This is a genomic window from Streptomyces sp. UW30 (genome assembly GCF_008042075.1).
GTDB lineage: Bacteria > Actinomycetota > Actinomycetes > Streptomycetales > Streptomycetaceae > Streptomyces.
The window spans coordinates 761,471-780,710 of record NZ_RDBN01000005.1 but is presented as its reverse complement, the minus strand read 5'-3'; the positions used below and the strand labels follow the sequence as shown (position 1 = coordinate 780,710).

The following is a 19,240-nucleotide window of genomic DNA, read 5'->3' as shown; positions in this document are numbered from 1 at the left end:
CTTGTGGGGGCGTCTGATCGAGACGCCCGGCTCAGTCGGTCGTGAAGTTGTGCAGCCCGGGCACGTGCAGGGTGCCGCCGAACTGACCGGCCTGAGTGACCTTCACCTTCGTGAAGTAGATCAGCGGGATGTTCAGCGGCGGCGGGTGCTCCGGGTCGAACGTGATCGGGATCAGACCGAGCAGGTTCCCGGAGATGCTCTCCGTGTACATCACCGTCTTGCCGTTGCGGATCGTGGACGTCGATCCCGCGGCCGCCTGCACGTGGTAGGTCTTGCCGGACTGCTTGTCCTGGACCGTCTGGTGCAGGTCGCCGATGTCGGTGCCGTCGGAGATGACGTACTTCAGCACCTTCTTCTTGGTGCCGTTGGCCGTCTTCACCTCGACGATGCCCTGGTAGTCGGCGCCCTTCAGCAGCAGCGAGCTGGCGTTCAGGTACCACGGGTCGTCGGGCAGCGGCACCGTGTTGTCGACGCCGCCCTCCTCGTCCGTGGCGACCGGGCAGTCGTCCGGGTCCGTGGTGGAGCTCGCGGACGGGCTCGGCGTGGCGGTGGCCTCGTCGGTCGCGTCCTCGGTCGCCTCGGTGGCGTCCTTCGCCGCCTCGGACGCCTTGTCGGTGGCGCCGTCGACGGTGTCCTTGACCGTGTCGGTGACCTTGTCGGTGGTCTCCTTCACGGGGTCGGACGCCTCGGAGGAGTCCTCGCCGGACGAGTCCGAGGATCCGGACGCCGCCTCCTCGCTCGCGCTCGCGGAGGGGGTCGGCGTCGGGCTCGCGCTCTCTGAGGCGCCTGAGCCGCCGCCGGTGAAGATGCCCTCGATGGCGTCGCCGATGTCCTCCAGCAGGTTGCCGCCGCTCTCGGACGGCGAGGGGGACGCCGTGGCGCTGTCGCCGGACTGGGCCTCGCTCGACTTGCTCGCGGAGGGCGAGGGCGTGGGCTCGGCCGCGTCGTCGGAACCTGAATCCGACGAGGAGGAGTCGCCCGCGGAGCCCGAACCCGACGAGTCCGAAGAGCCGGAGGAATCCGAGGAGTCGGAGGAGTCCGAGGAGTCCTGGTCGTCGGAGGCCGACGGGCTGGGCTCCGCCGTCTCGTCCTTGTCCGCGGACTCACTGGCGCTCGGGGACGGGGACGCCGAGGCGTCGTCCGTCAGCGCCGCCACACAGTCCTTGTACTCGTCCGCCGTCAGGCTGTTGGACGTCGGCTTCGTGGCGTTGTCGCTGTCGGCCTGGGCGAGCGTGGGCGTGAACCCCATTCCCATGAGGACCGCGGTCGGCATCGCCGCCAGGGCTATCGCCTTGCCTGCCGGCATGTGGAACCTGGTGAACAGCGGCTTCTTGGGCGCCGCGTGTCGCGGCCCGGTTCTCACACGGGACTTGTCCACCTCAGTCCCGTGGGTCACCTCGTCAGCCGGCACTGTGCCTCCCGTTCGCCCCGTTCGCCGGGCTCGTTCCTGACAGATCGTTCGGCTCGCCCACCACAGGCTTCAGGATCGTCGTGTCGGGGTCCGTGGCACCTTCGGGTGCGCCCGCACCCTGGGGTGCGCTCCCCGCGCCCGTGTTGTCCGTCTTCGCCGGCTGCGCGTCGTCGTCTCCGCCGGGCACCCATGCCACGGCCATCGCCCCGCCCAGGAGGGCGAAGAGGAAGCCGATGAGGAAGCCACCGAGGTTGGACAGCGGGATGGACACGAGTGCCAGCAGGATCGCCGCGACGCCCGCGAAGGTGCGGACGTGCTTCTGGAACCAGAGAGTGAAGCCAAGGACGACGAGCAGCACACCGATGATCAGGGAGCTGGAGCCGCCCGCGGTCTGCATCGCCAGCGTCAGATGGCCGATCTGGAGGTTCGCGTACGGGAAGTAGGCGATGGGGAGTCCGCCGAGCATGACGAACAGACCGGCCCAGAAGGGCCGCGTACCGCGCCAGGCGCGGAAGTTCCGCCGAAAGACCCGGAGATAGTGCTCGTCATGACCGGGCGCGGCAGGAGTCTCGGCGCTCATCGAAAACAGCTCCCTGGTACGGCTTTGCTGTGGTGGTGGTGCAAAGGTGATGCAGTGATGTGTCGCGGCCCTGTGACCACATGTGAAGAAAGCGGGCGGAGAGTGGACGGGCGGGGGCGCCATCGGCTCCCCCGCCCGTCAGAGAGTGCTTAGTAGCACTCCTTGACACCCGTCGACAGCGACATCTTCAGACCGCTGAGCTTGAAGGTTCCGGCGGTGGTCGCCCACGCCGTCTGCTTCACGTTGCTCAGCGTGGCCTTGTCGGCCTGCTGGGCGAACCCGAAGGGGTTGGCCTGCTCGCCGCCGCCCTTCATGCCCGGACCCTTGTTGGCGTCCTTGGCAGCCACACCGATGTCGATGTTCTCGAACGTCGCGTCGGCCTCGAGGTCGGCGACGTCGATGTAGAGGTTCTTGGCCTCGACCGGAGTGTCTCCCTGGCCGGCCCGCAGGATCAGGCTGACGCTCCCGAGGATCGGGATGTCGGGGGTGACCACGGACTGGCACATGTTGCTGATCGTCGCGGACTTGAAACCCGAGACGGCGACGGGGTGAACCGTCTTCTTGCCGGAGAGCGTGTAGCCCTCGTCAAGAGCGCCGTACTGCGAGAAACCCGTACCGACGAGCTTGTCGGTGGTCACCTTGAACGACTGACCGGAGACACTGAACGACGCGGCGAGAGCGCCCTGCGCGAGGGCGACACCTATCGCAGCCGTGGCGGCGACGCTGGGCACCATGACCACAGCGAACCGCTTCCATCTGGTCCCGCCACGCACCTGGGACTCCATATTTCCTCCTTCTCGGACGTACATCTCCTGACCCTGGCTGCCGCTGTCGGCTCGACGGCTCAGCCGGTCAGAGATGGGAGAAGTGCTACGTCCTCGGGAAGGAGAGCGCCTGTACTCGGAGGCGCGAATCGCACCCGAATCACCGGCGATCACCCCCGAGCGACAACCACTGGTCGCGCCTGACACGCATCACGCACAACCTTGCTGGACAGGCTTCGCCGGATGAGCGAAGACCCCCCTGTCCAAGAGCCGGCGCCACTGCCGCCGACTCTGCTCGGTGGGGACCCAGGAACTCCCGCGACCCAACCGGCTGTCGGGGTACGGGAACGGACCGAGCGTGGCCGATCGTGGTGCATTCTCGCCGCCCGCACAAGGGGCTTCGTTACTCAGTAGTAACGGCCGGATAACCGAACAACGACCCGCCGGTCTCGGTCGGCGACGCAGGGTGTCTTCAGGCGACCGGACAAATCCAGGAATCACCAGACAGAAACCGACAGAACGACGCCTGCGACTTACCCGCAGTAACTGCGGCCGCGATTACCAAGATTTGGTAAAGCGCGGCCGCTCTGATGCTCTGTCGACAAATCTTTCACTCGCGCAACACGCGCCGGTGCGTTTAGTGACTGGTCAGAACGGGGCTGTCGCCCCGCTCACGGCACCATCAGAACAACGCACGCGCCAACGCCCTGCGGGCCGCTGCGACCCGGGGGTCGTCGCCGCCCACGACTTCGAACAGCTCCAGCAGCCGAAGTCGTACGGTGTCCCGGTCGTCACCGAACGTGCGCTGCACGGTCTCGATGAGCCGGCCGAAAGCGTCCTCGACGTGACCGCCCACCAGATCCAGGTCGGCCGCGGTGATCTGCGCCCGCACGTCGGTGGGCCGGTCGGCGGCGTCCTTGCGCACCTGCTGCGGGTCGGCACCCTCCACGCGCTGGAGCAACTCGGCCTGGGCGAGCCCGAGTTTGGCCTCCGAGTTCACCGGATCCTCGCTCAGCACGGCCTTGTACGCCTGGACGGCACCGGCCAAGTCGCCCGCGTCCAGCGCCTGTACGGCGGCCTCCAGCAGGGCGTCGTAGGGTCCGGCCGGCATCGCGGGAGCGGCCGGTGCGGCGCCCGGCTCGGCGTCCGGGTCGACCGTCAGGCCGGTCAGGCCGAACCGCTGCTCGGCGACGGTGACGAGTTGGTCGAGCGTCTGGCGGATCTGCGTCTCGTCGGCCGCCCCCTGGAAGAGCGGCAGCGCCTGCCCGGCGACGACGGCGAAGACGGCCGGGATCCCCTGCACGCCGAACTGCTGCATCAGCATCTGGTTGGCGTCGACGTCGATCTTGGCGAGGAGGAGGCGGCCGTTGTACTCGACGGTGAGGCGCTCCAGCACGGGGCTCAGCTGCTTGCAGGGCTGGCACCACTCGGCCCAGAAGTCGATGACGACGGGCACCTCGGCGGAGCGCTGAATGACGTCCCGCTCGAAGCCCGCCTCATCCACATCGATGACGAGGTCGGCGGGGGACACGGCGCCCGGTCCGCCCTGCCGGGCGGCTTCGGCACGCGCCTGCTCCGCCTTCGCCTTGGCCTCCTGGGCCGCCTTCACCGCGGCGAGGTCGACGACTCCGCTCATGGACATGTTCCGTGGCTGCATGCGTCTATCCTCCCCCGTTCGGCGCGCACTGTGAAAAGCGGTCTGAAAAGCGGTCTGAAAGCCGGGGCCGGCCGGTGCTGTTCGGCGCCGGGTCCCCACCCCACGCCTGTGGTCGTCGCTTTCGCTACGAGTCGTAGCGTAATGGCAGCGGAGCCCCGCGGAACACCGCCCTCCCGTGATCTCCCTCACGACCGCACAGGAACCCCCCGGTTATGGTCATGGGATGCAGAGCCGCACCGCCGCCACCCGTCCCGGACGCCCGCGCAGCGCCGCCGCTGACGCCGCGATTCTGGCGGCGACGCGGCAGGCGCTGGTCGAACTGGGGTGGTCCAAGCTCACCCTGGGAGACGTGGCCACGCGCGCGGGGGTTGCAAAGACGACCCTCTATCGGCGCTGGTCGGGAAAGAACGAGCTGGTCGTCGATGCCGTGGCCGAGCTCTTCGACGAGCTGAGGCTGCCCGACCTGGGCAGCCTCGCCGCGGACATCGAGGGCGTCGTGCTCCAGTTCGCGGCGATCCTGGCCCGGCCGGAGGCGAAGAGTGGCCTGATGGCGGTGGTCGCGGAGTCGACCCGGGACGACGCGTTGCGCGAGCGGATCCGCGCGTCGATCGTCGACCGCCAGAAGCGGCTGGTGGTGGAGGGCCGGGTCCGCGCCCAGTGCCGGGGCGAACTCCCCCCGGAGACGGACCCTTCGGAGTCCACCCGCACCGTCGACCTCATCTTCGACATGGTGGCCGGAGCGGTGGTCCACCGCACGCTCGTGAGCAGCCACCCGGCGGACGAGGAGTGGGTACGCGGCTTCACCCAGGTACTGCTCCTGGGCCTGACCGGCGCCGCCACGGAGGCCGCCGAGGGGTGAGGCGACGACGGGGAGCCGGTTCCGGCATCCCGGAACCGGCTCCCCGTCAGGGTTTCTCAGAAGCCCGCCGGCTCCGTGTACACCCCCCACTCGTCCCGCAGCGCGTCGCAGATCTCGCCGAGGGTCGCCTCGGCGCGTACGGCCTCCAGCATCGGCTCGATCATGTTGGCGCCGCTGCGGGCCGCGGCCAGCATGGCGTCGAGCGCGGTGCGCACCGCGGCGTCGTCGCGGGCCGCCTTGCGCGCGGCCAGCGTCCGCACCTGCTCGCGCTCCACCTCGTGGCTGACGCGGAGGATCTCCAGGTCACCGGTGACCGACCCGTGGTGGACGTTGACGCCGACGACCCGCTTGTCGCCCTTCTCCAGGGACCGCTGGTACTGGAAGGCCGACTCGGCGATCTCGCCGGTGAACCAGCCGTCTTCGATGCCGCGCAGGATTCCGGACGTGATCGGCCCGATGGGGTGCTGTCCGTCCGGGTGCGCGCGCAGGCCGCGTTCCTTTATCTGCTCGAAGATCTTCTCGGCGTCGGCCTCGATCCGGTCGGTCAGCTGCTCGACGTACCACGCACCGCCCAGCGGATCGGCCACATTGGCGACCCCGGTCTCCTCCATCAGGACCTGCTGGGTGCGCAGGGCGATCTCCGCGGCCTGCTCGGAGGGCAGCGCGAGGGTTTCGTCGAGGGCGTTGGTGTGCAGCGAGTTCGTCCCGCCGAGCACGGCCGCGAGCGCCTCCACGGCCGTACGCACCACGTTGTTGTACGGCTGCTGGGCGGTCAGCGAGACACCGGCGGTCTGGGTGTGGAACCGCAGCCACTGCGCCTTGTCGCTCTGCGCGCCGTACACGTCCCGCATCCAGCGCGCCCAGATGCGCCGGGCGGCGCGGAACTTGGCGATCTCCTCGAAGAAGTCGAGGTGCGCGTCGAAGAAGAAGGAGAGGCCCGGCGCGAAGACGTCGACGTCCAGGCCGCGCGACAGCCCCAGCTCGACGTACCCGAACCCGTCGGCCAGCGTGTACGCAAGCTCCTGCGCGGCCGTCGCTCCGGCCTCGCGGATGTGGTAGCCGGAGACGGACAGCGGCTTGTAGGCGGGGATGCCGGCCGCGCAGTGCTCCATGAGGTCGCCGATGAGGCGCAGGTGCGGCTCGGGCTGGAAGAGCCACTCCTTCTGGGCGATGTACTCCTTGAAGATGTCGGTCTGGAGCGTGCCGTTGAGGACGCCCGGATCGACGCCCTGGCGCTCCGCCGCGACCAGGTACATGCAGAAGACCGGCACGGCCGGACCGCTGATGGTCATGGACGTCGTCACGTCGCCCAGCGGGATGTCCTTGAACAGGACCTCCATGTCGGCGGCCGAGTCGATGGCCACACCGCAGTGCCCGACCTCGCCGAGCGAGCGCTGGTCGTCGGAGTCGCGGCCCATGAGCGTCGGCATGTCGAAGGCGACCGAGAGACCGCCTCCGCCGTTGCCGAGGATCATCTTGTACCGCTCGTTGGTCTGCTCGGCGTTCCCGAACCCGGCGAACTGCCGGATGGTCCACGTCCGCCCTCGGTAGCCGGTCGGGTACAGGCCACGTGTGAAGGGGTACTCCCCCGGCCACCCGATCCGCTCGAAGCCCTCGTAGCCGTCGCCCGGCCGGGGCCCGTACACCGGCTCCACGGAGTCCCCGGAGAGCGTGGTGAAGTCAGCGTCGCGCTTGCGCGCGGCGTCGTACCGGGCCTGCCAGCGGCGGCGGCCCTCCTCGATGGCGTCAGCGTCCATACCGTCAAATTTACTTGGACGTCCTAGTAAATGTCGATGGCTGGCGGAGATTAACTAGGACGTCCWAGTAAAACTGCCAGAAAAAACGCCTCGACAACCGCCGCGAAGCGAGCTCCGCGGCGGTACCGGTCGAGGCCTGCGGCAGCTGCGGTCAGGCCTTGGCGACCGCGGCCGCCTCGTCGGCGACCTTGGCCTCCAGCTCGTGCGTGACCTTGCGCTCCACGAAGAAGGCGGCCGTCGGGATCGTCCCGGCCAGCAGCACCCACAGCTGTCGCTTGACCGGCCACTTCGCCTTGGAGCCCAGGTCGAAGGCGAAGACCAGGTAGAGGACGTAGAGCCAGCCGTGCGCGATGCCGACGACGCTGGTGAAGCCGTCGGCGCCGTCCATCTTCAGCAGGTACTTGGCGATGACGCCCAGCGTGAGCAGGACGAGTAGCACACCGGTCACGTAGGCCATGACGCGGTAGCGCGTCAGCACGCTCTTCTTCATGCGTACGAGCGTAACCACCCGTTCCGGCAGATCTTGCCCCGGGTCAGCTCTCGTCGAAGTCGTGTGCCGCGACCCGGAGCGGGCGCAGCATCGCGAAGATCTCCGCGCACTCCTCGGCGTCGTAGGCCCCGAGCCCGAAGTCCATGGCCATCAGGTCGCTGGTGGCGGCCTCGACCACCTCGCGGCCCTTGGCGGTGATGGACGCGAGCGTGCCGCGCCCGTCGTTCGGGTTGGGCCGCTTGTCCACGAGACCGGACCTGACGAGGCGGTCCACGGTGTTCGTCACGGACGTGGGGTGCACCATGAGCCGCTCGCCGATCTTCGACATCGGCAGCTCGCCGGCCTTGGAGAAGTTCAGCAGCACGAGCGCCTCGTAGCGCGCGAAGGTCAGGCCGTACGGCTTGACCACCGCGTCGACCTCGGCGAGCAGGATCTGCTGGGCGCGCATGATCGAGGTGATGGCGGCCATGGAGGGCACGTTTCCCCAGCGCTGCTTCCAGAGTTCGTCGGCGCGTGCGATGGGATCGAAGGGAAGACTGAGCGGCTTCGGCACGCGACCGACCTTACCGGCCGGTCACATGCTGGTCAGCCCCGTCTCGCCTTTCGGTCGGATCGGCACCGCCCGGTGCCACGGCTCACCGCGGGGCCGTCTCCCGGACCTGGAACACCCCCGTCCACCGGTCGTCGTGCAGGCAGGCGTTCATCGGCTCGACCAGGGTCCGGTGGGCGTCGCCGGTGCGCCAGCGGCGGATGGCGTCGAGGTCGGCCCACTCGCTGGTGAGCAGCCACTGGGCGGGGTCGTCCAGGGAGCGGCACAGCTGTTCGCCGAGGTGCCCCGCGAACCCCTCGGCCCCCGCTCGTACGCCCTCGTAGGAACGCACGAACTCCGCCTCCATCCCGTCCCGTACGCGCAGCAGCCGGATCACGCGCACCCGCGCAGGGGCCGAGGTGGCGGCGGTCATGACGGGTCGAGGACGACGGGCAGCTCCGCCAGTCCGCGGAAGGCGGGGAACGGCACGGTCATCCAGCGCGCGTCCTCGGGGGCCACGGCGAGGGCCATGCGSGGGTGGCGGGCGAAGAGCGTGCCCAGGGCGATCTGCATCTCCAGCCGGGCCAGGGGCGCGCCGACGCAGTAGTGCGGGCCGTAGCCGAAGGCGAGATGCGTGGCCTGGACGTTCGGGCGCTGGACGTCCAGCTCGTTCGGCGCGGTGAACATCTCCGGGTCACGGTTGGCCCCGGTGATCGAGATCTGGACGAGCGCGCCCTTGGGGATGAGCACGTCCCGGATCACGACGTCCTCCTTCGCGTGACGGAACGTGGAGTTCTCCACGGACGTCTCGAAGCGGAAGATCTCCTCGATGGCCGCGTTCATCGCGTTCGCGTCCCGCAGGGCCAGCTCCTTCTGGTCCGGCCGGCTGAGCAGGTGGTAGACCGCGTTCCCGATCTGGTACGCCGTCGACTTGTGGCCCGCGAAGAGGAGCACCCAGGCCGTCGAGACGAGTTCGTGGTCGGTGAGCGAGCCCTCCTGGTCCTGGGCGGTGACGAGCGCGCTGAGCAGACCCGAGTCCGGCTCGCTGCGCTTGCGTGCGCACAGGTCCACCAGATAGTCGCGCAGATTTCCCTCGGCGATCTCCAGTTTCGCGCGCGCCTCCGGCCCGAATCCGGTCTGAGCGACGGTGGCGGACCATTCCTGCGCCTGTTTCCGCTCGTTCTCCGGAACGCCCAGGAGTTCACAGATCACCTGGAGCGGCAGCGGGAAGCAGAATTCCGGGAGCAGATTCACCGGCCCGGCCGTCGGGCACTGGTCGAGCAGTTCGTCGGTGATCTGCTGGACGCGCATCCGCAGCGATTCCACCCGCTTCGGGGTGAAGGTGTTGCCGACGATCCGGCGGAGCCTGGTGTGCTTCGGCGGGTCCGAGAACAGCATGTTGTCGTCCAGCGCGATCGACGAGTCACCGAAGATGCGGTGGTAGGCGTCGATGGCGCCGTACATGTCCTTGCTCAGCCGGGGGTCGGCCAGCGCGGCACGGGCGTCGTCATAACGCGTGATCAGGTACGTCTCCACCCCGTGGGGCGGCGACAGCGGGCACACGGGCGCCGCCTCGCGCAGCGCGGCGTAGACGGGGTGCGGGTTGGCGCGGAACTCCCGGCTGCACGACGAGGCCGCAGCCGCGGCCTCTTGCGACGACAGTGCCTCGGATTCCTCGGATGCGAACGCTTGCGTCATGACTGGTCCCCGGGTCGGCGTGAATTTCGATGGTCAGAGCCACCGTTTCCCGGGCCGTACCGCGCCGCAAACGGCGCTGCGCCATATGGGTCGGGTCGCCGCAACACGTGTGTGTCGCAGCCCGGCTTGGTAAACATCGACGACGTGAGCGGACACCAAGCGGAATCTGTACCTGTTCTCATCGTCGGCGGATCCCTGGTGGGTCTTTCCACTTCGGTTTTCCTGGGCCGCCTCGGTATCGAGCACATGGTCGTGGAACGCCATGCCGCAACATCGACGCACCCGCGTGGCCGCGGCAACAACGTGCGCACCATGGAGATCTACCGGACCGCCGGACTGGAGTCACGGATCCGGGCCGCGGCCCGAGTGCTCGCCGGGAACGACGGCATCCTCCAGGTGGACACCCTCGCCGGGGAGCAGCGCCGCTGGATCGTCGGGGACATCTCCGGCGGCATGGACATCACCCGGGTGAGTTCCTCCGACTGGTGCCTGTGCAGCCAGAACGATCTCGAACCGGTGCTGCTGGACTACGCCCGCGAGCAGGGCGCCGACATCCGCTTCAACGCGGAGATGCTCTCCTTCACCGAGCACGGGGACGGCGTACGGGCCGAGGTCAGAAACCGCGACACCGGTGAGATCCACACCGTGAACGCCGACTACCTGGTGGCCGCCGACGGCCCCCGCAGCCCCGTCCGCACCCATCTGGGGATCGGTCAGTCGGGGCCGGGCGAGCTGTTCCACAACGTCAGCGTCACGTTCCGCAGCAGGACCCTGAAGAACCACGTCGGAAAGAAACGATTCGTCGTCTGCTACGTCACCGACCCCCAGGGCGAGGGCGCCCTGCTGCCGGTGGACAACGAGGAGCGCTGGGTGATCCACGTTCCCTGGTACCCCGACCGGCAGGAGGAGCTGGAGGACTTCACCGACGAGCGGCTCGCGGCACACATCCGGGCCGCCGTCGGTGTGGCGGACATCGACGTCGAGATCACCGGCAGGGCGCCCTGGCACGCCTCGAAGCGGGTCGCGGACAGCTACGGCGAGGGCCGCGTCTTCCTGGCCGGCGACTCGGCCCACGAGATGCCGCCCACCGGGGCGTTCGGCTCCAACACCGGTATCCAGGACGCTCACAACCTCGCCTGGAAGCTGGCCGCGGTGCTGCGCGGCTGGGCCTGCCCGTCGCTGCTCGACAGCTACGAGCTCGAACGCCGGCCCGTCGCCCTCGCCACCGGCACGCGCGCGTGCGTGCAGGCGGCCGACGAACAGCACCCGGGCTTCAGCCCCGGCGCCGGCCGCAACAACGATCCGGCGGACCTGATGACCGTCGCCCTGTGCTACCGGTACGCGTCGAGCGCCGTGGTGGGCGCCCCGCCGGAGCGGCCGATCGTCCCCGACGCCTTCCACCTCGGCGGCGAGCCGGGAAGCCGCGCGCCCCACATGTGGGTCATGCGGGGCGACTCCAGGATCTCCACGCTCGACCTGTACGAGCGTTCCTTCGTGCTGCTCGCCGGGTCCGGGGGGCAGAAGTGGCGGGCCGCGGTGGAGAAGGCCGCCCTCAGCCTCGGCGTCCCCATCGAGGCGTACCTCGTCGGAACGGGACCCGATCACGACCTCGCCCCCGAACGGGACGCCGACTGGGCCGAGTTGCACGGCACGGCCGAGGACGGCGCCGTGCTCGTACGCCCCGACGGATTCGTCGCCTGGCGGGCGGACGCCGCGATGCCGGACGCCGACCGCGTCCTGACGAACGTGCTGCAGAGCGTGCTCTGCCGCGACTGAACCCCGCTGCCCCCCACCGAACGACGAGGACACCCCCATGACCCTTGCCGGACGCATCGACGTCCACCATCACTTCACCGCCCCGGCCTGGCTGGACTGGGCGCAGGAACGAGGTGTGGTCAACCGCGAGAAGCTGCCCTGGTGGACCCGCTGGGACCTGAACACGGCACTGGAGGTCATGGACAAGACGGGGATCGGCACCTCCGTCATGACCGTGGCGATGCTGGGCCGGCTCCGGGAGCGGGCCGAGCGTCAGGAGAGCGCGCGGGTCGCCCTGCGGGCTGCGGCCGACGTCGTGGAGGCCAACCCCGCGCGCTTCGCCTTCTTCACCCCCGTCTTCCTCGACGACCTGGAGCTGTCCTCCTGGAGCGTCGGGTACGGCCTCGACGAGCTCGGTGCCATCGGGGTGAGCACGCGCACGAGCATGGACGGCGTCTTCCTCGGCGACGCCTCGCACGACCGACTGCTCCAGGAGCTGAACGAGCGGTCCGCGGTCATCAGCACGCACCCCATGGACGTACCGGCGGGCAAGGACGGCGCCCCGGGGCTGCCGGGGATGCCGCCCTTCGTCTGCGACTTCCTCCTGGACACCACGCGCGCGGCCATCAACCTCATCCGCAACGGCACCCTGGACCGCTATCCGAACCTCAGTTTCATCCTGCCGCACGGAGGGGGCTTCCTGCCCTACATGGCCACCCGGCTCGAACTGTTCGGCGGACGTATCGATCCGCCGATCGAGCCCGCGCGGGTCCGTGACTACCTGCACCGGTTCTACTTCGACACGGCCGGCCCCATGTCGACCTCGGCCACGCCCACCCTGCTGGCGACGGTCGACCCGGACCGCATCCTCTTCGGCACCGACTGGCCGCCCACCCCCGCCCACGTCATCGTCGACAGCGTGACGCCCGCGCTGGACGGCGACCCCTTCCTCTCCGAGGAGCAACTCCAGGGCATCAACCGGGAGAACGCGCTGCGGCTGATGCCGGGGCTCGCGCGTTCGTGACCGCACACATGAGAAGGCCGCCGCCCGCGCTCGGTCAGCGCGGGCGGCGGCCTTTTTCGCTCAGTTCCTCTCCCAGCGGTAGAAGCACCTCGCCATCGCGTCCTTCGGACTCCGCCAGGTCTGCGGGTCGTACGGGCTGACGAACGTCTCCAGCTTCCTGCTGATGTCGACGAACTCGGGGTGCCCGGTCACCTTCGCGATGGCCGGTCCCGGGTCCTGCTCGGCCTCGATGAAGTGCATGTACACATCGCCGAACTGGAACAGCGAGCGCTGGGTCACCCCGACGAGGTGCGGCAGTTCCCCGCGGTCGGACGCCGCGAAGACACCGGCGATGTCCTTGGCCGACTCGGGGGCCATCCTGGCGACGATCAGTGCGTGGTGCATGCTGCCTCCACACGGTCACGGATGAGGGCCAGCTGGATGGGCGAGTTGCGGTTGATGATGTCCGTCATGCCGGCGTCGTCGACCGGCGCCTCGGGCTTCATGGCGAAGTCCTGCGTCCAGTGCATCCGGACGCCGGCCGGGGTCTCCTCGTACTCCCACACGATGTTCATGTAGGCGAAGGGGCCCGTCTCGACCCGGCGGGCGCGGACGATGAGCTTGTCGCGGTCGGCGGCCCGTTCCGAGACCCAGCTCCACACCTTGCCGTTCTCGTCGGGGTGCATGGTCAGGCGGAAGGTCACCACGTCGTCCTCGCGGGACAGCACCTCGCAGGAGGCGTACTCGCTGAAGAGCTGGGGCCAGCGCTCCAGGTCGTTCGTCATGTCCCAGACGAGGTCGAGGGGAGCGGCGATGGTGATCTCGTTCTCGGTGTGTCCGGCCACTTCAGGCTCCTGTCGTGAGGGCGCCGTTGACGAGGGTGAGGAAGGCACGAGGGCTCTTGCAGCGCTCGGCGTCGGTGGGCAGCGCCCAGCCGTGCCGGTTCTCCAGCTCGCCCACGATGCCGAGGAGGCCGAGCGAGTCCAGTCCGAACTCGGCGAAGGGGCTGTCCGCCCGGCGTTCGAGGTCGTGCGCGTCGACGGTCACGCCCGCGGCCTTCTTCATCAGTGCGGCCAGTTCCTCGAAGGTCACTTCGGTCACTTCGGTGGTCATGAGGTTCTCCTTGTCTTTCTAGGCGGCGGTCGCAGGGCCCTTGCGCAGGACGAGCGCCGCGTTTGAGCCCATGAGTCCCCGGCTGAGGACCAGGGCCGTGCGCAGCTCGGCCGGGCGCGCGGTGGCGGTCACCAGGTCGATGTCGTGGCAGATGTCGAAGACGCCCGGCGTCGGCGGGATCTGCCCGTGTTCCATGGCCTGCACCGCGGCCACGATGTCCAGCAGGGGCGCCCCGCAGTACGACCGCCCGATGCCGCTCTTGGGAGCGGTGACCGGCACGCGGGTGCCGTGCGGGCCGAGGGCGTCGGCGAGTGCGAGGGCCTCGGCGCGGTCCGCCTCGGGGACGCCCATCGCGTCGGCGAAGACCACGTCGATCTCCTCCGGCGCACAGCCGGCCTCGTCGAGGGCGCCGCGGATGGCGTGCGCGAGGCCCTCCCGCGACCGGTCCCACTGCGAGGCGCCGGTGAAGGTGGCGGCGTGTCCGGCCACGGTGGCCCGGACGACCGCGTCCCGGCGCCGGGCGCGGTCCAGGTCCTCCACGACGAGCACGGCGCCGCCCTCGGCGGGCACGAAACCGCAGGCCGCCGAGGTGAAGGGGCGGTAGGCGCGGGCGGGGTCCTCGACGGTGCTGAGCTCGGGGTAGCCGAGCTGGCAGACCCCCGAGTACGGGGCGAGCGGCGCCTCGGCGGCTCCGACCACGACCACGTCCGTCCCGCGCCGCACGGTCCGGGCGGCGTGCGCGACGGCGTCCAGGCCGCCTGCCTCGTCGCTGGCCACCACACCGCAGGGGCCCTTGAAGCCCTTGCGGATGGATATCTGGCCGGTGCTGGCGGCGTAGAACCAGGCGATGGACTGGTAGGGCCCGACGAACCGGGAGCCCTGTCCCCACAGTTTCTGCAGTTCCCGCTGGCCGAACTCGCCGCCGCCGGACCCGGCCGCGGTGACGACTCCGACGGAGTACGGCGCGTCGGCCCAGGCGCTCTCGCTCAGCCCCGCGTCCTTCAGTGCGGCGTCGGCGGCGGCCAGCGCGAAGTGGGTGAACTTGTCGGTCTGGACGAGGAAGGTCTCCTCGATCAGCGCCGTCGGGTCGAATCCCCGGACCTCGCCGGCGACGCGCAGCGGCAGGTGCTCGCAGCCCTCGCGGGTGACCCGGTCGAGGACGCTCGCGCCCTCCTGGACGTTCTTCCAGTAGGTGTCGGCGTGCAGGCCGTTGGGCGCGACCACGCCGACGCCCGTGACGGCGGTCTGCCGGGCGTGTGGACCACTCATCGTCGTCTCCTCCCACTCGGCCCCGTCAGGAGCACCGCGGACTGGAACCCGCCGAAGCCGCTGCCCACCGAGAGCACGTTGTCGAGCCGGCGGGAGCGTGCGGTGCGCGGGACGTAGTCCAGGTCGCACTCGGGGTCCGGGGTCTCGTAGTTCGCCGTCGGCGGCACCACCTGGCGGGCCAGCGCGAGCACACAGGCGACGACCTCGATCGCGCCGATCGCGCCGAGCGAGTGGCCCACCATGGACTTGATCGAGCTCATGGGCGTGTCGTAGGCGTGGGAGCCCAGCGACTTCTTGACGGCGGCGGTCTCGTGCCGGTCGTTCTGGCGGGTGCCCGAGCCGTGCGCGTTGACGTAGTCGATCTCGGTGGGATCCACGCGCGCGTGGTCGAGCGCGTCGTCGATGGCCCGCGCCATCTCCAGGCCCTCACTGGTCAGACCGGTCATGTGGTAGGCGTTGCCGAAGGTGGCGTAGCCGCCGATCTCGCAGTAGACGTGCGCGCCGCGCGCGCGGGCGTGCTCCAGGTCCTCCAGCACGAGGACGGCGGCGCCCTCGCCCATCACGAAGCCGTCGCGGCGGGCGTCGAAGGGGCGGGAGGCGTGCTCGGGGTCGTCGTTGTTGGGCGATGTCGCCTTGATGGCGTCGAAGCAGGCCATGGTGATCGGGGAGATCGGCGAGTCCGACGCCCCGGTGATGCAGATGTCGGCGCGGCCCTCCTGGACGGTGTGGAAGGCGTAGCCCACGGCGTCCAGTCCGGAGGTGCAGCCGGTGGACACGGTCTGCACCGGGCCCTGGGCACCGAACCGTTCGGCGACGTCGGCCGCGAGCGTGCTGGGCGAGAACGCCCGGTGCAGCTGGGGCTCGGCGCTGCGATGGTCGACGTCCCAGCGCTGCCCGTGCTCGCTGACCAGGACGTAGTCGTGTTCGAGCCGGGTCGTGCCGCCCACCGCGCTGCCCAGGGACACGGCCACGCGCCAGGGGTCCTCGATACCGAAGTCGACACCGCTGTCGGTCACCGCCTCCCGCGCGGCGGCCAGGGCGAACTGTATGTACCGGTCGGCGCGTTCGACGTCGTCCGGGTCGAGGCCGTGCGCGAGCGGGTCGAAGTCGCACTCGGCGGCTATGCGGGAGCGCAGCCCCTCGGGGTCGAACAGGGTGATGCCGCGGGTCGCCGTGCGGCCGTTGGACAGGAGGTCCCAGAACGCCGGAACTCCGATCCCGCCGGGGGCGACCACGCCTATGCCGGTGACCGCCACGCGCCGGCTCATGACAGCACCCCTGGGCGTTCCGGCTGCGCGCCCTCCGCCTGGACGAGCGGGTACGGCTTGATGTCGTCGCTGATCTCCGGGGCCTCGGTGTCGACGTGGCCGAGCTTGGGGTCCGGCGCGAGCGGGGCCAGATGGAAGACCATCCGGGCCTCCTCGTCACCGACGTTGCGGAAGCGGTGCCGCATGTCGATGGGGATCATGAGGCCCTGGTCGGCCCGGAGAGGAAACGTTTCGCCATCCAGGTCGACCTCCAGCCGGCCCTCGACGACGTAGATGAACTCCTCGGAGTACGGGTGGTAGTGCTCGCTGATGCGTTCGCCGGGCCGCATGATGGCCAGGCCCATGAAGCCGCTCGTCGCACCCACCGTGACCGGGGTGAGCAGGGTGCGAAGGTCGCCGCCGCGCTTGCGGTTGGGCTCGATCTCGTTGACGTCCACGACGCGCGGGCGCATCTTGTCCATGGTTCTGTCTCCAGGTCGTTCGATGAGGTGTCGGTCCCTGCGCCGTCAGGATTGCGCGGCCCTGCGGTCGGTGATCAGCGCCATGTCGGCGTGCGCCAGGAGGCGGTTGGCGTCCCGTCCGCCGGTGAGCGGGCCGGTGACGCCGAGTGCCTCCCCGTCGAGCAGACGTGCCAGGACGGCGGCCTTCCTGGGGCCGTGGATGCCGAGCGCCATGACCGGATCGGTCTCGGGATCGCCCTGTACGTCGATGAGGCGGACGACGATGTCCTCGCGTTGGAAGACGGTGCTGCGGTGCACGGGGGACGCGGGGTCGGCCGCGGCCGTCTCGTCCTGCCGGGCGAGCAGCCGGGCCAGCGCCATCCCGCAGCCCTGTTTGGCCGGGTAGTACAGGGCCTTGCGCCGCAGTTCGCCGGGTTCCGCGCCGCCGCGCGCCAGGTGGTGGACGGGCGGCATGGCGGCACGGATGAAGAAGGTCCGGGCGGACTCGGGATCGGAGAGGTCCCGGTCCTGCTCCAGATACGGGTTGATGGCCTCCTCGACGGCCCGCACCTCGGGCTGGCGGGAGACATGGCGCAGCGCCGCGGTCAGGTCGCCCTCGACCTCGACGGTGCGCACCACCCGGTTGCCGTGCATGAACAAGGTGGTGCGGCGCAGCCGCGTGGTGGCGTCCACGCGGGCCTCGGGCGGCGCGTAGCCGGCCAGGATCTCCGCGACCTTGGACTCGGAGCCGGGCTTGACGGTGAAGGTCAGGGCATGGCGGATCACGCCGTCGCCCTCGCGCGGCGCCGACTGGAGCGTGCCGGCCCGGGGGCGGTCGCCGCCGGTCTCCCGGACGATGCCGTAGCGCATCGAGCGGAGCTCACGCACGCAGTTCTGCAGCGGCCGGACCGTCTCCAGGTGCTCGTCGCTGTTCACCCAGGCGAGGTACGGCGGGGCGGTCGCCCATTCGCTGGTGATGACCCACTGGGAGGGGTTCTCCACGGACTGGCACAACTGGTCACCGAGGTGACCGGGCACCGAGGCGACTCGGTCACGCATCTGCTCGTACGCGTCCAGGAACTGTTGCTGGGCACCCTCGTGGAGGTCGACGAGCAGGAGGACGCGCATCCTGGAGCCGTCGAACGCCGACTGTGACGTGTAGGGCGAAGTGGTCATCCGGCAGACCCTTCCTTCGCGGGAGCAAGCGGCGGCCGTCCCTGTTCACCAGCGCGAACGCGGGTTTCGGCCCTGAGCCTTCATCGTGGGTCAGGGCCCTGACCTCCGCGAGCCACGCGGGCCAATTGAGGGAACTGCCCGCCGGGCAGGCCGGAATGCGTTTCCGCGAGCACAGCCGTACGGCGCCGAACGCCCACCTGCGGAGGGGGCCGACACCACGTCAGGCACGTCTCGGGGCGGCTGGGACGGCAGGGGCGCCCATCGCGCCGAGGGCGTCCCGCGACCGGTAAAACGCCGAAGTCCCCGCTCGATGGCGGGGACTTGGAGGTGACGGAGGCCAAAAGGGCCGTCGGACGACGCCAGGTGCGCCCGGCTATTCGGCCAGGTGGCGCTCCACCGTCTCCACCTTGGAGGTGAGGCCGTCCGTCACGCCGGGGCGGATGTCCGCCTTGAGGACCAGGGACACCCGCGGCGCGCGTGCCTCGACGGCGGCGACGGCGCGCCTGACGACGTCCATGACCTCGTTCCACTCGCCCTCGACCGAGGTGAACATCGCGTCGGTGCGGTGGGGCAGACCTGACTCACGGACCACACGGACGGCGTCGGCGACGTACTCCCCCACGTCCTCGCCGACGCCGAGCGGCGTCACGGAAAACGCGACGATCATGCGCCCACGATTCCTTCCTTGCGGGCGCGGGAGGCGATCACCGCGTCCTCGGCCTCGCGCTTGAGCTTGCGGTCGGCGAAGAAGCCGCCGGTCGGCAGGACGGACAGGACGAAGTAGAGCGCGGCGGTCTTCAGCGGCCACTTGGCGCGGTTCCAGGCGTCCGCCCAGAAGATCACGTACAGGACGAAGAGCACGCCGTGGACCATGCCCATCACGGGCACCGCGTTGAAGTCCGTGGTCCGCTTCAGCACCGAGCAGAGGAGCAGGAGCAGGAACGACACCGCCTCGGGGGCCGAGACGAGGCGGAGGCGGCGGAGGGCGGTGGCGGTCTTGATGTCCACGGGTCACCTTCGGTGGGTTCGGTGGGAGAGCGTCGGTCGGCTCGGATCAGCTTGTGAACGCAAGCACAAACGTCCGCCCATTGTGGCAAACCCCGACGGGCGGTCCGGTCCCGGGGTCACGGTGCCCACCGGCGAGCCGCGCAGTGGAACCCGAGTGGAACCCGAGTGAGTGACAACGGCCCTCTCGCCGCCGCTCCTAGGGGTCCCGTCAGGGATGAAGTCAACCTTTGGGATCTGTTGGCGGCAGGCGGCTGCGGTTACCTTCACTGCGTGGCGATGTTCCGACTCCAAGGCAGCAAGGTGCTCGCCGTCGACATGACCGGGGACGCCGTGAAGGCGAAGAACGGCTCGATGGTCGCGTACGACGGACAGATGGCCTTCAAGAAGATGAGCGGCGGCGGTGAGGGCATCCGGGGGATGGTCACCCGGCGGCTCACTGGTGAGCAGATGACGGTGATGGAGG

At 69.8% G+C, this 19,240-nt stretch carries 22 protein-coding genes; 4 read left to right on the top strand and 18 right to left on the bottom strand.

Translation table 11 applies throughout. From position 1 onward, the window contains the following. Positions 1 to 31: 31 nt before the first annotated feature. The 4 genes from EAO75_RS05270 to EAO75_RS05255 all read right to left on the bottom strand — a co-directional run bounded on the left by EAO75_RS05270 (position 32) and on the right by EAO75_RS05255 (position 4,412). Complete coding sequence (locus tag EAO75_RS05270; protein ID WP_147993802.1) at positions 32 to 1,411, bottom strand: hypothetical protein; 1,380 nt, start codon at positions 1,409 to 1,411, stop codon at positions 32 to 34. Further along, entirely contained in the window at positions 1,401 to 1,991 is a 591-nt protein-coding gene (locus EAO75_RS05265) for a DUF6114 domain-containing protein (protein WP_147993801.1), read from the bottom strand. Before EAO75_RS05265 ends, EAO75_RS05270 begins: the two co-directional genes overlap by 11 nt. A 149-nt stretch (positions 1,992 to 2,140) precedes the next feature. Beyond that, positions 2,141 to 2,776 (bottom strand): DUF6230 family protein, encoded by a 636-nt coding sequence (locus EAO75_RS05260; RefSeq protein WP_147993800.1) that lies wholly within the window; start codon positions 2,774 to 2,776, stop codon positions 2,141 to 2,143. Between the two features lie 661 nt (positions 2,777 to 3,437). Further along, a complete protein-coding gene (locus EAO75_RS05255; RefSeq protein WP_147993799.1) occupies positions 3,438 to 4,412 on the bottom strand; it encodes a tetratricopeptide repeat protein in 975 nt (324 codons plus the stop codon). A gap of 223 nt (positions 4,413 to 4,635) precedes the next feature. On the opposite strand from EAO75_RS05255, the gene EAO75_RS05250 reads away from it, so the two are divergent. Further along, a complete protein-coding gene (locus tag EAO75_RS05250) occupies positions 4,636 to 5,271 on the top strand; it encodes a TetR/AcrR family transcriptional regulator (RefSeq protein ID WP_147993798.1) in 636 nt (211 codons plus the stop codon). A 56-nt stretch (positions 5,272 to 5,327) separates the two neighbouring features. Here EAO75_RS05250 and EAO75_RS05245 read toward each other — a convergent pair whose 3' ends face one another. The 5 genes from EAO75_RS05245 to EAO75_RS05225 all read right to left on the bottom strand — a co-directional run bounded on the left by EAO75_RS05245 (position 5,328) and on the right by EAO75_RS05225 (position 9,745). After that, complete coding sequence (locus EAO75_RS05245; RefSeq protein ID WP_147993797.1) at positions 5,328 to 7,028, bottom strand: methylmalonyl-CoA mutase; 1,701 nt, start codon at positions 7,026 to 7,028, stop codon at positions 5,328 to 5,330. A 151-nt stretch (positions 7,029 to 7,179) separates the two neighbouring features. Beyond that, on the bottom strand, positions 7,180 to 7,518 hold the full coding sequence (locus EAO75_RS05240; protein WP_147993796.1) for a DUF3817 domain-containing protein: 339 nt from the start codon (positions 7,516 to 7,518) through the stop codon (positions 7,180 to 7,182). 43 nt (positions 7,519 to 7,561) lie between these two features. Beyond that, the gene (locus tag EAO75_RS05235) at positions 7,562 to 8,071 is read right to left on the bottom strand and encodes a MarR family winged helix-turn-helix transcriptional regulator (RefSeq protein ID WP_147993795.1); all 510 of its coding nucleotides are present in this window, start codon (positions 8,069 to 8,071) and stop codon (positions 7,562 to 7,564) included. 82 nt (positions 8,072 to 8,153) lie between these two features. Continuing rightward, a complete protein-coding gene (locus EAO75_RS05230) occupies positions 8,154 to 8,480 on the bottom strand; it encodes an antibiotic biosynthesis monooxygenase family protein (RefSeq protein WP_147993794.1) in 327 nt (108 codons plus the stop codon). Further along, the gene (locus tag EAO75_RS05225) at positions 8,477 to 9,745 is read right to left on the bottom strand and encodes a cytochrome P450 family protein (RefSeq protein WP_147993793.1); all 1,269 of its coding nucleotides are present in this window, start codon (positions 9,743 to 9,745) and stop codon (positions 8,477 to 8,479) included. The genes EAO75_RS05230 and EAO75_RS05225 overlap by 4 nt, the downstream gene beginning before the upstream one ends. Before the next feature lie 198 nt (positions 9,746 to 9,943). On the opposite strand from EAO75_RS05225, the gene EAO75_RS05220 reads away from it, so the two are divergent. After that, a complete protein-coding gene (locus tag EAO75_RS05220) occupies positions 9,944 to 11,521 on the top strand; it encodes an FAD-dependent oxidoreductase (protein ID WP_410092201.1) in 1,578 nt (525 codons plus the stop codon). Positions 11,522 to 11,558: 37 nt separating this feature from the next. Beyond that, complete coding sequence (locus EAO75_RS05215; protein ID WP_147993791.1) at positions 11,559 to 12,524, top strand: amidohydrolase family protein; 966 nt, start codon at positions 11,559 to 11,561, stop codon at positions 12,522 to 12,524. Positions 12,525 to 12,584: 60 nt separating this feature from the next. Here EAO75_RS05215 and EAO75_RS05210 read toward each other — a convergent pair whose 3' ends face one another. The 9 genes from EAO75_RS05210 to EAO75_RS05170 all read right to left on the bottom strand — a co-directional run bounded on the left by EAO75_RS05210 (position 12,585) and on the right by EAO75_RS05170 (position 18,777). After that, the gene (locus tag EAO75_RS05210) at positions 12,585 to 12,908 is read right to left on the bottom strand and encodes a TcmI family type II polyketide cyclase (RefSeq protein ID WP_147993790.1); all 324 of its coding nucleotides are present in this window, start codon (positions 12,906 to 12,908) and stop codon (positions 12,585 to 12,587) included. Next, positions 12,893 to 13,348, bottom strand: coding sequence for an SRPBCC family protein (locus EAO75_RS05205; RefSeq protein WP_147993789.1), 456 nt, complete (start codon positions 13,346 to 13,348; stop codon positions 12,893 to 12,895). The genes EAO75_RS05210 and EAO75_RS05205 overlap by 16 nt, the downstream gene beginning before the upstream one ends. Position 13,349: 1 nt before the next feature. Further along, positions 13,350 to 13,616, bottom strand: a complete 267-nt coding sequence (locus EAO75_RS05200; RefSeq protein WP_147993788.1) for an acyl carrier protein — start codon at positions 13,614 to 13,616, stop codon at positions 13,350 to 13,352. Between the two features lie 18 nt (positions 13,617 to 13,634). Further along, a complete protein-coding gene (locus tag EAO75_RS05195) occupies positions 13,635 to 14,885 on the bottom strand; it encodes a ketosynthase chain-length factor (RefSeq protein ID WP_147993787.1) in 1,251 nt (416 codons plus the stop codon). Beyond that, positions 14,882 to 16,153: a beta-ketoacyl-[acyl-carrier-protein] synthase family protein gene (locus EAO75_RS05190; RefSeq protein WP_147993786.1), complete on the bottom strand. Its 1,272-nt coding sequence runs from the start codon at positions 16,151 to 16,153 to the stop codon at positions 14,882 to 14,884. The genes EAO75_RS05195 and EAO75_RS05190 overlap by 4 nt, the downstream gene beginning before the upstream one ends. Further along, positions 16,150 to 16,614, bottom strand: coding sequence for a cupin domain-containing protein (locus EAO75_RS05185; RefSeq protein WP_147993785.1), 465 nt, complete (start codon positions 16,612 to 16,614; stop codon positions 16,150 to 16,152). Before EAO75_RS05185 ends, EAO75_RS05190 begins: the two co-directional genes overlap by 4 nt. Before the next feature lie 45 nt (positions 16,615 to 16,659). Beyond that, positions 16,660 to 17,769, bottom strand: coding sequence for a SchA/CurD-like domain-containing protein (locus EAO75_RS05180; RefSeq protein WP_147993784.1), 1,110 nt, complete (start codon positions 17,767 to 17,769; stop codon positions 16,660 to 16,662). Positions 17,770 to 18,142: 373 nt separating this feature from the next. Next, on the bottom strand, positions 18,143 to 18,436 hold the full coding sequence (locus tag EAO75_RS05175) for an MTH1187 family thiamine-binding protein (RefSeq protein ID WP_147993783.1): 294 nt from the start codon (positions 18,434 to 18,436) through the stop codon (positions 18,143 to 18,145). Beyond that, complete coding sequence (locus EAO75_RS05170; RefSeq protein WP_147993782.1) at positions 18,433 to 18,777, bottom strand: DUF3817 domain-containing protein; 345 nt, start codon at positions 18,775 to 18,777, stop codon at positions 18,433 to 18,435. The genes EAO75_RS05175 and EAO75_RS05170 overlap by 4 nt, the downstream gene beginning before the upstream one ends. Before the next feature lie 276 nt (positions 18,778 to 19,053). On the opposite strand from EAO75_RS05170, the gene EAO75_RS05165 reads away from it, so the two are divergent. Then, positions 19,054 to 19,240 (top strand): AIM24 family protein (locus EAO75_RS05165; RefSeq protein ID WP_147994298.1); only part of this gene is annotated, 187 nt, incomplete at its 3' end.

Coding starts and splice junctions, on each gene's coding strand:
- EAO75_RS05265 (WP_147993801.1), bottom strand. CDS start 1,991: ATGAGCGCCGAGACTCCTGCCGCGCCCGGTCATGACGAGCACTATCTC.
- EAO75_RS05260 (WP_147993800.1), bottom strand. CDS start 2,776: ATGGAGTCCCAGGTGCGTGGCGGGACCAGATGGAAGCGGTTCGCTGTG.
- EAO75_RS05255 (WP_147993799.1), bottom strand. CDS start 4,412: ATGCAGCCACGGAACATGTCCATGAGCGGAGTCGTCGACCTCGCCGCG.
- EAO75_RS05250 (WP_147993798.1), top strand. CDS start 4,636: ATGCAGAGCCGCACCGCCGCCACCCGTCCCGGACGCCCGCGCAGCGCC.
- EAO75_RS05245 (WP_147993797.1), bottom strand. CDS start 7,028: ATGGACGCTGACGCCATCGAGGAGGGCCGCCGCCGCTGGCAGGCCCGG.
- EAO75_RS05240 (WP_147993796.1), bottom strand. CDS start 7,518: ATGAAGAAGAGCGTGCTGACGCGCTACCGCGTCATGGCCTACGTGACC.
- EAO75_RS05230 (WP_147993794.1), bottom strand. CDS start 8,480: ATGACCGCCGCCACCTCGGCCCCTGCGCGGGTGCGCGTGATCCGGCTG.
- EAO75_RS05215 (WP_147993791.1), top strand. CDS start 11,559: ATGACCCTTGCCGGACGCATCGACGTCCACCATCACTTCACCGCCCCG.
- EAO75_RS05210 (WP_147993790.1), bottom strand. CDS start 12,908: ATGCACCACGCACTGATCGTCGCCAGGATGGCCCCCGAGTCGGCCAAG.
- EAO75_RS05200 (WP_147993788.1), bottom strand. CDS start 13,616: ATGACCACCGAAGTGACCGAAGTGACCTTCGAGGAACTGGCCGCACTG.
- EAO75_RS05195 (WP_147993787.1), bottom strand. CDS start 14,885: ATGAGTGGTCCACACGCCCGGCAGACCGCCGTCACGGGCGTCGGCGTG.
- EAO75_RS05190 (WP_147993786.1), bottom strand. CDS start 16,153: ATGAGCCGGCGCGTGGCGGTCACCGGCATAGGCGTGGTCGCCCCCGGC.
- EAO75_RS05185 (WP_147993785.1), bottom strand. CDS start 16,614: ATGGACAAGATGCGCCCGCGCGTCGTGGACGTCAACGAGATCGAGCCC.
- EAO75_RS05180 (WP_147993784.1), bottom strand. CDS start 17,769: ATGACCACTTCGCCCTACACGTCACAGTCGGCGTTCGACGGCTCCAGG.
- EAO75_RS05175 (WP_147993783.1), bottom strand. CDS start 18,436: ATGATCGTCGCGTTTTCCGTGACGCCGCTCGGCGTCGGCGAGGACGTG.